The sequence below is a fragment of the Citrobacter sp. RHBSTW-00524 genome (assembly GCF_013747755.1).
Taxonomy (GTDB): Bacteria; Pseudomonadota; Gammaproteobacteria; order Enterobacterales; family Enterobacteriaceae; genus Citrobacter; species Citrobacter braakii.
In genome coordinates this window covers 4,150,541-4,163,502 of the sequence record NZ_CP056421.1, presented here as the reverse complement: position 1 = coordinate 4,163,502, position 12,962 = coordinate 4,150,541, and the positions used below count along the sequence as shown (strand labels likewise).

At 52.5% G+C, this 12,962-nt stretch carries 14 protein-coding genes; 12 read left to right on the top strand and 2 right to left on the bottom strand.

The window, feature by feature from the left end; all coding sequences use genetic code 11:
- Window positions 1-4 precede the first annotated feature (4 nt).
- From HV229_RS20095 to dinB, 8 genes are all read left to right on the top strand, one after another.
- The gene (locus tag HV229_RS20095; RefSeq protein ID WP_046275414.1) at window positions 5-322 is read left to right on the top strand and encodes a hypothetical protein; all 318 of its coding nucleotides are present in this window, start codon (window positions 5-7) and stop codon (window positions 320-322) included.
- On the top strand, window positions 319-1,494 hold the full coding sequence (locus HV229_RS20090; RefSeq protein ID WP_142417620.1) for a flagellar hook-length control protein FliK: 1,176 nt from the start codon (window positions 319-321) through the stop codon (window positions 1,492-1,494). The genes HV229_RS20095 and HV229_RS20090 overlap by 4 nt, the downstream gene beginning before the upstream one ends.
- 7 nt (window positions 1,495-1,501) lie before the next feature.
- Window positions 1,502-1,972: a flagellar basal body-associated FliL family protein gene (locus HV229_RS20085; protein WP_047357630.1), complete on the top strand. Its 471-nt coding sequence runs from the start codon at window positions 1,502-1,504 to the stop codon at window positions 1,970-1,972.
- Between the two features lie 20 nt (window positions 1,973-1,992).
- Window positions 1,993-2,709 (top strand): FliA/WhiG family RNA polymerase sigma factor, encoded by a 717-nt coding sequence (locus HV229_RS20080; protein ID WP_046275416.1) that lies wholly within the window; start codon window positions 1,993-1,995, stop codon window positions 2,707-2,709.
- A 29-nt stretch (window positions 2,710-2,738) separates the two neighbouring features.
- Window positions 2,739-3,602 (top strand): flagellar motor stator protein MotA, encoded by an 864-nt coding sequence (gene motA / locus HV229_RS20075; protein ID WP_016151859.1) that lies wholly within the window; start codon window positions 2,739-2,741, stop codon window positions 3,600-3,602.
- Window positions 3,603-3,604: 2 nt separating this feature from the next.
- Entirely contained in the window at window positions 3,605-4,603 is a 999-nt protein-coding gene (lafU, locus tag HV229_RS20070; protein ID WP_049040798.1) for a putative lateral flagellar export/assembly protein LafU, read from the top strand.
- A gap of 55 nt (window positions 4,604-4,658) precedes the next feature.
- Window positions 4,659-5,300, top strand: a complete 642-nt coding sequence (locus tag HV229_RS20065; RefSeq protein ID WP_046275419.1) for a hypothetical protein — start codon at window positions 4,659-4,661, stop codon at window positions 5,298-5,300.
- Between the two features lie 66 nt (window positions 5,301-5,366).
- Window positions 5,367-6,422, top strand: coding sequence for a DNA polymerase IV (gene dinB, locus HV229_RS20060; RefSeq protein ID WP_016155765.1), 1,056 nt, complete (start codon window positions 5,367-5,369; stop codon window positions 6,420-6,422).
- Between the two features lie 53 nt (window positions 6,423-6,475).
- Here the strand turns inward: dinB and pepD are convergent, their stop codons facing one another.
- Window positions 6,476-7,933, bottom strand: a complete 1,458-nt coding sequence (gene pepD, locus HV229_RS20055) for a cytosol nonspecific dipeptidase (protein ID WP_016151863.1) — start codon at window positions 7,931-7,933, stop codon at window positions 6,476-6,478.
- 261 nt (window positions 7,934-8,194) lie between these two features.
- Here pepD and gpt point away from each other — a divergent pair, with 261 nt between their 5' ends.
- The 3 genes from gpt to crl all read left to right on the top strand — a co-directional run bounded on the left by gpt (window position 8,195) and on the right by crl (window position 10,455).
- On the top strand, window positions 8,195-8,653 hold the full coding sequence (gene gpt, locus HV229_RS20050) for a xanthine phosphoribosyltransferase (protein WP_003031380.1): 459 nt from the start codon (window positions 8,195-8,197) through the stop codon (window positions 8,651-8,653).
- Between the two features lie 98 nt (window positions 8,654-8,751).
- Entirely contained in the window at window positions 8,752-9,996 is a 1,245-nt protein-coding gene (gene frsA / locus HV229_RS20045) for an esterase FrsA (RefSeq protein ID WP_016155767.1), read from the top strand.
- Between the two features lie 57 nt (window positions 9,997-10,053).
- A complete protein-coding gene (crl, locus tag HV229_RS20040; protein ID WP_016151866.1) occupies window positions 10,054-10,455 on the top strand; it encodes a sigma factor-binding protein Crl in 402 nt (133 codons plus the stop codon).
- A 56-nt stretch (window positions 10,456-10,511) separates the two neighbouring features.
- Here crl and phoE read toward each other — a convergent pair whose 3' ends face one another.
- Complete coding sequence (gene phoE / locus HV229_RS20035; protein WP_016151867.1) at window positions 10,512-11,567, bottom strand: phosphoporin PhoE; 1,056 nt, start codon at window positions 11,565-11,567, stop codon at window positions 10,512-10,514.
- A 289-nt stretch (window positions 11,568-11,856) separates the two neighbouring features.
- Here phoE and proB point away from each other — a divergent pair, with 289 nt between their 5' ends.
- Window positions 11,857-12,960 carry a glutamate 5-kinase gene (gene proB, locus HV229_RS20030; protein WP_003031373.1) on the top strand — a complete coding sequence of 368 codons (1,104 nt, stop codon included), beginning with the start codon at window positions 11,857-11,859 and terminating at the stop codon, window positions 12,958-12,960.
- Window positions 12,961-12,962: the final 2 nt, after the last annotated feature.

The window sequence follows — 12,962 nt, the reverse complement described above, 5'->3', positions numbered from 1 at the left end:
GACGATGGAAAGAGAGCGTCAGCAACAGCAGCTTTATGCCCTGGTAAAAGAGATGAACGAGGCGCTGGATCGAAAGCGTTGGCGCCGATTACCCGGCCTGCATCAGCAGGTGATGCGCGTTTTTCATGACTATGCCGCCTGGGAAACCGATGCCACCGCGTTGCGAGAGGTCAAAGACATCCTGCATGCGGCGTTTGAGGTGCTGATTGCCCGACGAACACAGCGTGCGGAAGAACTCAAAGCGCGCATGGATCAACATCAGCAAAACCAGGAAGGAATGTTGGCGTACTCAATGGTTAATTTAATTTCGGAGAAGGCATGAATCCTGTATTACTGGCCTCGGCTAGTGCGTTGGCAGAGGCCACACCGGAAAAAGCGGCTATTTCGGCCCCAACAACGTCAACGAGCGGCAGCACGTTTTCTTTACCGCAGGCCGGGCTTAACGCGGTGGCTGAACGTTTGATCGGCGCAAAAATAAACCAACAGCAGGCGTCGTTGCCTGAGCATCAACGCGATGATGCAGATCCTGCGGCCATGCAGGCATTGCTGGCGATGTTACTGGCGCAACCGGCACAGCCGTTAACGCCTGCGGCGGCGCAGAAGCAGCCTGACGGTGAGATGCTGAAAATGCTGACGCAGGCGCAAACTACGGGGGCGGGGTCTGCGCTTTTGCGTCAACTGGCGAGCGCGATGGCCGGGCAAGAAAAACAATCCATGCCGTCGGCTGAGCAGCACGCCACGGATTTATCGTCACTGTCGCCAAAGCTGCAAACGTTACTGGCATCGATCACCGAGAATTTGCCCCAGGCAACCCCGGATCAGCAGGCCAAACTGGCGACATTCTCCGCCCAGGATCTGCGCGCGATCGCGCCTGAACCTGTCTCGCTTTCGACCTCACAGCAAATTTCCGCCCGGGTGAAGTCAGCGGATCACGCCGTTTCTCGCCCGATGGCGGTGAGAAAAACGGATAGCGTAACGGTTAACCCATCGCTTGCGTCGCAAAGTTTACTCAATACGGCGGCGCAGGGAACTCAGCCGGTAAATGCCCTGAGCGACCACAACGTGGTGTCGACGCAAGTTTCCGCGCCTACCACGCTGTCAACAGAGGAGCTCGGCGAGAAGCTCACCGCGCTGCTCAAAGACAGAATTCAGTTCCAGTTGGGTCAGCAACAGCAGGTGTCGACCATTCGTCTAGACCCGCCATCGCTGGGCAAACTGGAAATTGCCGTGCAGCTGGACGCAGGAAAGCTGATGGTGCACATCGGCGCAAATCAGAGCGATGTCTGCCGCTCGTTGCAGCAATTTAGCGAGAACTTACGCCAGCACCTCACGGCGCAGAACTTCATGGAAGTGAATGTTCAGGTCTCTTCCGAGGGACAATCGCAACAGCAACAACAGCAGTCAGGCCATCAACAGGACGAGGTGACGTCGGCGCTAACGCTTAACGACGAACCTCAATTTCAACAGAACGAATCCGTTCTGATCAAAGTGTAAAAGCAAGATGAAGAAAATTGTTATTGCGTGTGTGATCAGCTCTGTCGTTGCTCTGGGTATTGCTGGTGGGGCTGGATGGGGTATTTATCATTTTATGAATAAAGGTGCGACAGCTAAGGCAGCAAAACCCGCTGAGATACCCGAAGAAAATCAGGATGAGAGCAGCAGCATATTTGTCTCTCTGCCGGAAACGGTGGTTACGCTTCATGATAGTGAAGGGACAGACCGATACATGGTGGCAGAGCTGGTAATGGTCGTTGATTCAGAGAAAGACGCTGAAAAAATTAAGAAAGACGAACCGCTCTATCAAAGTATTACGGTAGATGAACTCTCGAATATGAAATATGAAGAGATTCGGGCGCTGAAGATCTCCGATATCAGAAAGAAAGTTTTTGAAAATCTGAAAATTGAATTAGCGAAACGCAAAATGGCGACACCGTATAAGGACATATTGGTGAAAAAAGTCGTGTTTCAATAAGCGACAAGCCAGGAAATAACATGATCCAGGATGCTTACGAGTCAGAAGATTTTAATGCGACGCCCGTGCTAACGCCAAAGCAAGAGAGCCATTATTTACAGGCTTATCTTCCTTTGGTGCGCAAAGTGGTGCGTCAACTTGCGCCGCAATGTACCTGCGTTATGGACAGGCAGGATATGGAGCAAACGGCGCTGATGGGATTGCTGAATGCGATTCGCCGCTATGGTCAACCGGATGAGGGCTTTGCCGGTTATGCCGTCCATCGTATCCGCGGAGCCATTCTCGATGAGCTGCGCAGCCTCGACTGGCGGCCTCGTCAGCTACGACAAAAATACCATCAGATTAAAGATTTGATTCGTGATGCGCGTACTCAGCTCGGGCATGAACCCTCATGGGAAGAGCTTTCCCGGTTGGGTTTGTCGTCTGAAGATTATCAGGAATATCAACAGCTGGAAGGTGCCGAGTCGCTGGCCAGCCTGGATGAATTACTGAATGGCGATATACCGATTGCGCCGCTCGAAGGGCGGGGGCTTGAAGAACAATTCGTCACGCAGGAAATGCTGGGTTATGCCCTGAGCCAACTCAGCGAAAAGGAGGGGCTGGTGCTCTCAATGTATTACCAGCACGATATGAATTTAAAAGAAATCGCGCTGGTATTAGGGCTGACTGAAGCTCGAATTTGTCAAATGAATAAAAAAATCACGCACAAGATTCGTGATTGTTTATATCCAGATTAACAATTCCGAATCAACATGCGGAGGACGTAATGCAAAAGATTTTTGGTTTATTGGTGGTTTTAGGCTGCGTATTTGGTGGCTACTTTGAGGCTGGCGGACAGTTAATTGCTATCTGGCAGCCGGCAGAAATTATTATTATCGTGGGGGCCGGTCTGGGGGCGATGATTATCGGTAACCCAATGCATGTGCTTAAAGAGATTGCTCACCAGATCAAAGGCGTGGTCAGCAAAAAGAAAATGGGGCCGGAGTTCCAGCGTCAGCTGCTGATGTGCCTGTATGAACTGCTGGAAATGGTGCAAAACGGCGGTCTGCGTATGTTGGATCAGCATATCGAACAGCCGGAAGAGAGTACCATTTTCCAGAAATACCCGCTGGTACTGACCCAGAAACGACTGGTGACCTTTATCGCCGATAATTTCCGTCTGATGGCGATGGGGAAAATTGATGCCCACGAGCTGGAAGGGATCCTCGATCAGGAACTGGATACCGCGGAAGAATCGCTGTTAACCCCTTCGCGCTCCCTGCAGCGTACCGCCGAGGCGATGCCTGGCTTCGGCATTTGCGCGGCGGTGCTGGGTATCATCATCACCATGCAGTCAATCGATGGTTCCATTGCGCTTATCGGCCTGAAAGTGGCGGCGGCGCTGGTGGGGACATTCTTAGGGGTCTTCATCTGTTATTGCGTGATGGATCCGCTGGCAAACGCCATGGAACAGCAGGCGCGGGCGGAACATTCGCTGCTCGAATGTGTACGTACCGTGCTGGTGGCGCAAGCGGGCGGTAAGCCGACGCTGCTGGCGGTTGATGCGGGACGTAAACTTCTTCATCTGGCTTCCAAACCCACATTCGCCAATCTGGATGCGTGGGTGAATGCGATGCTGGAGCAAGAATAAGCATGAGGAAGGGGCCAAATCGTCGCGATCGCGGCGCGAAAACCACCATTATCCGCCGACAAATCAAAAAGAATCATGCAGGTCATCATGGGGGAGCGTGGAAGGTGGCATTTGCTGACTTTACGCTGGCGATGATGGCGTTGTTTATGACGTTGTGGATTGTGAACAGCGTCAGTAAAGCTGACCGCGAAAATATCGTGGCGGCGCTGCATGGTCAGTCAATCTTTAACGGTGGCGGTATGGCGCCGTTAAATAAGCTGGGCAAGCAGCCGATAGCGCCGGGAGCGCAGAAGAAAAACGTCACGCGCAACAAACTCGATAAAACCGTCAACCCGCAGGAGACGGCGAAAATTACGGAAGAGAACGCGAAAAAGGCGCTGGATGTGAATGAAAAAGCGGTGCTGCTGAAACAAAAATCAGCCCGCGAATTGGGCGAACTGGCGACCGACATTAACGTTATCGCCCGCAATGCGCATATGGAAACTAACCTCGAGATGGAGATTGTTCCTCAGGGGCTGCGCGTACTGATTAAAGATGACCAGAATCGCAATATGTTTGAGCGCGGTAGCGCCAGGATTATGCCGTTCTTTAAATCGCTGTTGGTTGAACTGACTCCCGTGTTTGACTCGCTGGATAACAAGATAATCATCACCGGGCATACAGATGCGATGAGCTATAAGAGTAACATTTACAACAACTGGAACCTCTCCGGCGACCGCGCTTTGTCGGCGCGACGCGTGCTGGAGGATGCCGGAATGCCGCAGAATAAAGTCATGCAGGTCAGCGCGATGGCGGACCAAATGCTGCTGGATGCGAAAAATCCGGAAAGTGCCGGGAACCGTCGCATTGAGATCATGGTGCTGACGCAAAGCGCTTCCGATACGTTGTATCAATATTTTGGCCAGCAGGGAGAGAAGGTTGTGCAACCGCTGGTGGATAAGCTGGACAAGCAAAAGCAGGTGACTTCTTTACGTCAACAATCTGCTCACGTCACTCATTAATTCTGTTCCCGTCCCCCACGCAACGTGGGGGCAATTTATTCCTCAGGAAGGCAATGTGATAGATGTAACCCATATTATTCCATTGGAGATTCATACTGATAACGTCACCGATGTAGCCTGTCAGGGGGCGCATTTCGACAAGGTCTCAGGTATCTGGTACACCGAACCCCACGAGCTAAACGGGGCGCTTCGTGACTATGTCTACGACACCGACAATTTTAATATTGTCGCGCCGTACTATCTGGTGATTACCTCGAAGATGCACTGCTGGAGTTGCCACCAAATTACCCGCATCCATGGCGTGATGTTTACCCGCTTTATTAAGAAAAATCAGGATGGTCAGGGCTGGCAGTCGGTCAGGCGTAACAGCTTTTTGTTCCACATTAATTCTCTGCCTGAAGAGATAAAAAAGAACATCAAAGCCAGCAATTACTACCTCGATAAAAGTAAAACCACCGGGCTACGTTACTGGATGAATCACTGTGAAATTTGTGGTGAACGTCTGGGCGACTACGAACTTTTCTGCGTTGAAAATGATGCCTTCCGGCTGATGACAATCGAAAAACTGCTGCGGGCAAATGTTCGCAAAGTGAATAAACTGTTTGTCAGTACGGCGGGTAATCCCGCAGAACATTCGAAAAAGGATATTGTGCGTTACCTGTGCGATGCCCGCTTCGTCATGAATGGTCCGGCGTAAGGAATAATCATACTTCTCACACTATAAAAATACTGTATACTTAAACAGTGTTGTGGGAGGCGAGTAATGCGCAAAATCATACATGTTGATATGGACTGCTTTTTCGCAGCGGTGGAAATGCGCGATAACCCCGCTCTGCGTGACATTCCCATTGCCATCGGCGGCAGCCGGGAGCGCCGGGGGGTTATCAGTACAGCCAATTACCCGGCGCGCAAATTTGGCGTGCGTAGCGCGATGCCAACGGGAATGGCGTTAAAGCTATGCCCGCATCTTACCTTATTACCCGGTCGCTACGAGGCCTACAAAGAAGCCTCCCGCCAGATTCAGGCGATTTTCTCCCGCTATACCTCGCTGATTGAACCCCTGTCGCTGGATGAAGCCTATCTGGATGTAACCGACAGCACCCACTGCCACGGTTCTGCCACGCTGATCGCCCAGGAGATCCGCCAGACGATTTTTAACGAGCTGCAGCTAACCGCCTCCGCCGGGATTGCGCCGGTTAAATTTCTGGCAAAAATAGCCTCCGATCTCAACAAGCCCAACGGGCAATATGTGATTACCCCTGCCGATGTTCCTGAATTTCTCAAAACGTTACCGCTCGGCAAAATTCCCGGCGTCGGCAAAGTCTCCGCCGCGAAGCTGGAATCAATGGGATTGCGTACCTGCGAGGATGTTCAAAAATACGACCTGGCAATGCTGCTCAAACGTTTTGGTAAGTTTGGTCGCGTGCTGTGGGAGCGAAGCCAGGGCATTGACGAGCGGGACGTTAACAACGACAGACTGCGCAAATCCGTCGGCGTGGAGCGCACGCTGGCGGAAGATATTCATGAGTGGTCAGAGTGTGAGGCGATTATTGAGCGGCTTTATCCCGAACTGGAACGGCGTCTGGCCAAGGTAAAGCCGGATCTCCTTATCGCTCGCCAGGGGATAAAACTCAAGTTTAATGATTTTCAGCAGACCACGCAGGAGCACGTCTGGCCGCGCTTAAATAAAGATGACTTAATTGCGACGGCGCGTAAAACCTGGGAAGAACGTCGGGGAGGGCGAGGCGTGAGGCTGGTGGGATTACACGTCACGCTGCTGGATCCCCAACTGGAAAGACAGCTGCTGTTGGGGCTGTGACTCTGATGGATTGCCGGATAAGCGCAGCGCTATCCGGCACTTAGCGCAGAATCTTACTTCGCCGGAATCGACTTCAGCAGTTCAGTCAGCAGCGTCCAGTAGTGACCAACGCTTTCGATATGAACCTGCTCATCCGGGGAGTGCGGACCGGTGATGGTTGGCCCGATGGAAACCATGTCCATTTCCGGATACGGTTTCTTGAACAGGCCACATTCCAGACCGGCGTGAATGATCTGGATGTTTGGCGTTTTGTTGAACAGACGCTGGTAGGTTTCGCGAACCAGGTGCATAACCGGAGAGTTAGCATCCGGCTGCCAGCCAGGGTATCCGCCTTTGGCCTGGGTTTTCGCGCCAGCCAGTTTACCCAGTGAATCCAGCATGCTTACCACGTAGTCTTTACCGCTGTCGATCAGGGAACGGATCAGGCAGTGAATTTCAACGTTGTCGTCAGTCATGGTTACAACGCCGACGTTCAGGGAGGTTTCAACCACGCCTTTGGCTACGTCGGAGTTGCGGATAACACCGTTCGGGGTGGCGTTCAGCAGACGTACGAAGCTGTCGCGAGACTGAGTGGTCAGCGCGGCTTTGTCGTGAGTAACGGCATCCAGCAGCAGAGCCAGGTTCTTCTCTTTGGCTTCCAGTTCGTTTTTCAGGATTTCCTGGTAGGTGTTGACCAGCGCTTTTAACGCATCAACTTTATCTGCCGCCACGGCGAGGGTGGCAAAGGCTTCACGCGGAATTGCGTTGCGCAGCGTACCGCCGTTGAAATCAACCAGACGCAGATCCAGCTCTTCAGCGTGACCCGCCAGGAAGCGTACCAGCAGCTTGTTAGCGTTACCGAGACCAACGTGGATTTCGCCACCGGAGTGACCGCCTTTCAGGCCTTTCAACGTCAGCTTAAAGCTCTGGAAGCCAGCCGGGATTGCTTCACGGGACAGCGGCAGGTTAGAGGTAAAGTCGATACCGCCTGCGCAACCCATATAGATCTCACCTTCTTCTTCAGAGTCGGTGTTGATCAGGATATCTGCCTGCAGCCAGTTAGCCTGCAGACCAAACGCGCCATCCATACCTGCTTCTTCGGTCATGGTCAGCAGCACTTCGAGCGGACCGTGCACCACGTTGTCATCAGCCAGAACGGCCAGTGCGGACGCCATGCCGATGCCGTTATCCGCACCCAGCGTGGTACCACGGGCTTTTACCCATTCGCCGTCAATATAAGGCTGGATAGGATCTTTAGTGAAGTCGTGCACGGTGTCGTTATTTTTCTGCGGGACCATATCCAGGTGCGCTTGCAGAACGACCGGCTTGCGGTTTTCCATTCCTGCGGTAGCGGGTTTGCGAATCAGGATATTACCGACCTGATCGCGCTCGACGTGGAAACCTTTCTCTTGGGCCCAGCTCAGAATGTGTTCAGCGAGCTGCTCTTCATGGTAGGACGGATGAGGAATAGAACAGATTTTGGCAAAAATATCCCACAGTGGTTGCGGGGATAACTGAGACAGTTCAGACACGTTGAGTCTCCTTGGCGATGTCCTACAAAACTTGCTTGCAGGCCACAGGGTTAGCAGAATTAAAAACATCACAAGTCAGGCTTGCGCGATGCGATTGAGAATACCACTTTCTCCGCTGACGGCTAGCATAAAGCATGCAAAAAGAGGCGCGGATTCCGCGAAACACTGGTTTTTAGTGCGTCAGATCTCTATAATCTCGCGCAACCTATTTCCCCCTCGAACACTTTTTAAGCCGTAGATAAACAGGCTGGGACACTTCACATGAGCGAAAAATACGTCGTCACCTGGGACATGTTGCAGATCCATGCACGTAAACTGGCAAGCCGCCTGATGCCTTCTGAACAATGGAAAGGCATTATTGCCGTTAGCCGTGGTGGTCTGGTGCCGGGCGCATTGCTGGCGCGTGAATTGGGTATTCGTCATGTCGATACCGTATGCATCTCCAGCTACGATCACGACAACCAGCGCGAACTGAAAGTGCTGAAGCGTGCCGAAGGCGACGGTGAAGGTTTCATCGTAATTGATGACCTGGTTGACACCGGTGGTACCGCCGTAGCGATCCGCGAAATGTACCCTAAAGCGCATTTCGTCACTATTTTCGCTAAGCCGGCAGGTCGCCCGCTGGTGAATGATTATGTTGTTGATATCCCTCAGGATACCTGGATTGAGCAGCCGTGGGATATGGGCGTAGTGTTCGTTCCGCCGATCTCGGGTCGCTAATCTAAAAAGTTTTCAACGCCCGCACTGTCGGGCGTTGTTCTTTTTGTGCTGTGTCAGGTTACACTATGCCTTAGTGAGTACTCATGGAGGCTGCAATCATGTCACAGGCTAACCTCAGCGAAGTCCTGTTTAAACCCCGCTTCAAACACCCTGAAACGTCAACGCTGGTTCGTCGTTTTAATCACGGCGCGCAGCCGTCCGTACAATCGACCCTGGATGGCAAAACCATCCCGCACTGGTACCGCATGGTGAACCGCCTGATGTGGATCTGGCGTGGCGTCGATCCGCGCGAAATCCTCGAAGTGCAGGCACGTATCGTCATGAGCGAAGCCGAACGCACCGATAAAGAGCTTTACGACACGGTTATCGGCTATCGCGGCGGAAACTGGATTTACGAGTGGGCGAAGCAGGCGATGGACTGGCAACAGAAAGCCTCTATGGAAGAGGATCCGCAGGTGAGCGGACGCCACTGGCTGCATGCTTCCACGCTCTACAACATCGCCGCTTATCCGCACTTAAAAGGCGATGAGCTGGCAGAGCAGGCGCAGGCTCTGGCCAATCGCGCCTATGAAGAGGCCGCACAGCGTCTGCCGGGCACGCTGCGTGAGATGGAATTTGCCGTTACCGGCGGCGCGCCGATTACCGGCTTCCTGCATATGCCAAAAGGCGACGGTCCGTTCCCTACGGTGCTGATGTGCGGTGGCCTCGATTCCATGCAAACGGATTATTACACTCTGTATGAGCGCTACTTTGCCCCGCGCGGTATTGCCATGCTGACGCTGGATATGCCGTCGGTCGGGTTCTCGTCAAAATGGAAACTGACCCAGGACTCCAGCCTGCTGCACCAGCACGTATTAAAAGCGCTGCCGAATGTTCCATGGGTGGATCACACCCGTGTGGCGGCCTTCGGCTTCCGCTTTGGCGCCAACGTAGCGGTACGCCTTGCGTATCTGGAATCATCACGTCTGAAGGCGGTGGCCTGTTTGGGGCCGGTGGTTCATGCGCTGCTTAGCGACCCGCAGCGCCAGGCAAGCGTCCCGGAAATGTACCTTGACGTTCTGGCCAGTCGTTTAGGGATGCACGACGCATCCGATGAAGCGTTGCGCGTTGAGCTTAATCGCTATTCATTAAAAGTGCAGGGTCTGCTGGGCCGACGCTGCCCGACGCCAATGCTGTCGGGGTTCTGGAAAAACGATCCGTTTAGCCCGGAAGAGGAGTCGCGTTTAATCACATCTTCATCTTCTGACGGTAAGTTGCTGGAGATTCCATTCAACCCGGTGTATCGCAATTTTGACAAAGGGCTGCAGGAAATAACCGGTTGGATCAATCAGAGATTGTGTTAAAAGTTTGCTAAATTTTATCGATTTGGTAAAACAGGTGCTTCACCTAAGGAGATCGTAATGACGTTACCGAGTGGGCATCCGAAAAGTAGATTGATCAAGAAATTCACCGCGCTTGGCCCGTACATCCGGGAAGGGCAGTGCGAAGATAATCGGTTTTTTTTCGATTGTCTGGCTGTTTGCGTCAATGTGAAACCCGCCCCAGAGAAACGCGAGTTTTGGGGCTGGTGGATGGAACTGGAGGCGCAGGAAAAACGCTTCACGTACAGCTACCAGTTTGGCTTGTTCGATAAAGACGGGAACTGGACTGCGGTGCCGGTGAAAGAGACTGAAGTGGTAGAGCGACTGGAATACACCTTACGTGAATTTCATGAAAAATTACGTGGGTTGTTAACGTCGCTGAATCTGGCGCTGGAGCCTGCTGACGATTTTAACGATGAACCGGTTAAATTAACGGCATAATGAACAGTAAAATGCCGGATGGCGGCGCAACCCATCCGGCATTTTTTTATGCTACATCAGAACTGATAAACCATACCGACAGCAACGATATCATCATTGTTGATGCCCAGTTTATTGTCGCTATCGAGCTGGTTGATTTTATAATCGACAAACGCGGACATATTTTTGTTGAAATAGTATGTTGCGCCAACGTCGATATAATTCACCAGATCCTCATTGCCTACGCCTTCAATATCTTTCCCTTTTGACAGCACATAACCCAGTGACGGACGCAGACCAAAGTCAAACTGGTACTGAACTACCGCTTCGAAGTTCTGTGTTTTATTGGCGAAGCCGCCGGAAATTGGCGTCATATTGCGCGTTTCAGAATAGAACGTCGCAATATAAATATCGTTAGCATCATATTTTAAACCGGTCGCCCAGGCTTCTGCTTTATCGCCAGTCCCGCGCGTTTGCAGATTCTGCTGGTTGGTACGATCGGAGTTGGTATACGCACCGCTCACCGCGAAATCGCTGCCGCCAAAGTCATAGGTAACGGAAGTACCAAAACCGTCGCCGTTTTGTTTTTTCACATCACGGTCCTGATTTTTCCCCTGGTATTGCAGGGTGAGATCCAGACCATCCACGACGCCGAAGAAGTCGGTGTTACGGTAGGTCGCCAGGCCGCTGGCGCGTTTGGTCATAAAGTTATCGGTCTGCGCGGAGGAGTCGCCGCCGAATTCCGGGAACATATCGGTCCACGCTTCCACGTCGTACAGCGCGCCGAGGTTACGACCGTAATCAAACGAGCCAAGGTTTTTTAATTTCAGACCGGCAAAGGCCAGACGGGTTTTTTGCTGGTTTGAGTCGCTTTCGGCTTTATTGCCGGCGAACTCTGCTTCCCAGCGGCCATATCCCGTCAGTTCATCGTTAATTTGCGTTTCGCCTTTAAAACCTAAACGGATATAGCTCTGGTCGCCGTCTTTGCTGTCATAATCCGTCATGTAATGCATGGCTTTTACTTTGCCGTACAGGTCCAGTTTATTACCGTTCTTGTTATACACTTCCGCTGCCTGTACGGATGCCGACGCAGTAATACCCATCACCACTAATGCCAGAGTGCTCTTTTTCATTTTCATTCCTGATTAAAAGTACGCGCTAATATTCACTGGGTGTGATCCCCGTTAAAAGACAGGAGGGTTTTTAACGTCTGGTAATGAACGTTTTATGACAAAGTAAGAATATTTTTAAAAAAGGATGTTTTTTTGTTTCTGTAATAAATGCGTCAAAATCTGCCGCTACGCTTGCTGATCCTGCGCAATAAAATTTCATGCTTTGTGCGCTGGTTGTTGGCAACCGGGGCCAGTCCTGCTAAAACGTTCGTTTGATATCATTTTCCCCAATTTTGAATGGCAGAGAATCATGAGTGACAGCCAGACGCTGGTGGTAAAACTTGGCACCAGTGTGTTAACGGGCGGATCGCGCCGCCTGAACCGCGCCCACATCGTAGAACTGGTTCGCCAGTGCGCGCAGCTCCATGCCGCAGGGCATCGTATTGTTATCGTTACCTCGGGCGCGATTGCCGCCGGACGTGAGCATCTGGGATACCCTGAGCTCCCGGCAACGATAGCCTCGAAACAGCTGTTGGCGGCGGTAGGGCAGAGCCGATTGATTCAACTGTGGGAACAGTTGTTCTCGATTTACGGTATTCACATCGGACAGATGCTGCTAACGCGTGCGGATATGGAAGACAGAGAGCGCTTCCTTAACGCCCGCGATACGCTACGCGCGCTGCTGGATAACAACATCGTTCCTGTCATTAATGAGAACGACGCCGTAGCGACCGCCGAAATTAAAGTCGGTGATAACGACAACCTTTCAGCGCTGGCGGCGATTCTGGCCGGGGCCGATAAGCTGCTGCTGCTGACCGATCAGCAAGGGCTGTTTACCGCCGATCCGCGCACCAACCCGCAGGCTGAGCTGATCAAAGACGTTCACGGTATTGATGATGCGCTGCGCGCCATTGCCGGTGATAGCGTCTCGGGTCTGGGAACCGGTGGTATGGGGACTAAACTGCAGGCCGCTGATGTTGCATGCCGTGCCGGGATTGACACCATTATTGCCGCAGGCAGCAAGCCGGGCGTAATTGGCGACGTGATGGAAGGGGTTTCCGTTGGGACGCGTTTCCATGCACAGGCCTCTCCGCTGGAGAACCGTAAACGCTGGATCTTCGGCGCACCGCCTGCCGGGGAAATTACCGTTGATGAGGGTGCGACCGCAGCGATTCTGGAGCGTGGCAGTTCATTACTGCCAAAAGGCATTAAAAGCGTGACAGGCAACTTCTCTCGTGGTGAAGTGATCCGCATCTGCAATCTCGAAGGGCGCGATATTGCCCACGGCGTTACCCGCTATAACAGCGATGCGCTGCGCCGTATTGCCGGACATCACTCACAACAGATCGACACCATCCTGGGCTACGAATACGGTCCGGTTGCTGTCCATCGCGACGACATGATTACCCGTTAAGG

What these genes read in the sequence shown, in the direction of transcription:
- motA (WP_016151859.1), top strand. Translation starts at nt 2,739, where the DNA reads ATGCAAAAGATTTTTGGTTTATTGGTGGTTTTAGGCTGCGTATTTGGT.
- frsA (WP_016155767.1), top strand. Translation starts at nt 8,752, where the DNA reads ATGTCACAGGCTAACCTCAGCGAAGTCCTGTTTAAACCCCGCTTCAAA.
- HV229_RS20095 (WP_046275414.1), top strand. Translation starts at nt 5, where the DNA reads ATGGAAAGAGAGCGTCAGCAACAGCAGCTTTATGCCCTGGTAAAAGAG.
- HV229_RS20085 (WP_047357630.1), top strand. Translation starts at nt 1,502, where the DNA reads ATGAAGAAAATTGTTATTGCGTGTGTGATCAGCTCTGTCGTTGCTCTG.
- dinB (WP_016155765.1), top strand. Translation starts at nt 5,367, where the DNA reads ATGCGCAAAATCATACATGTTGATATGGACTGCTTTTTCGCAGCGGTG.
- HV229_RS20090 (WP_142417620.1), top strand. Translation starts at nt 319, where the DNA reads ATGAATCCTGTATTACTGGCCTCGGCTAGTGCGTTGGCAGAGGCCACA.
- HV229_RS20080 (WP_046275416.1), top strand. Translation starts at nt 1,993, where the DNA reads ATGATCCAGGATGCTTACGAGTCAGAAGATTTTAATGCGACGCCCGTG.
- lafU (WP_049040798.1), top strand. Translation starts at nt 3,605, where the DNA reads ATGAGGAAGGGGCCAAATCGTCGCGATCGCGGCGCGAAAACCACCATT.
- gpt (WP_003031380.1), top strand. Translation starts at nt 8,195, where the DNA reads ATGAGCGAAAAATACGTCGTCACCTGGGACATGTTGCAGATCCATGCA.
- crl (WP_016151866.1), top strand. Translation starts at nt 10,054, where the DNA reads ATGACGTTACCGAGTGGGCATCCGAAAAGTAGATTGATCAAGAAATTC.
- proB (WP_003031373.1), top strand. Translation starts at nt 11,857, where the DNA reads ATGAGTGACAGCCAGACGCTGGTGGTAAAACTTGGCACCAGTGTGTTA.
- phoE (WP_016151867.1), bottom strand. Translation starts at nt 11,567, where the DNA reads ATGAAAAAGAGCACTCTGGCATTAGTGGTGATGGGTATTACTGCGTCG.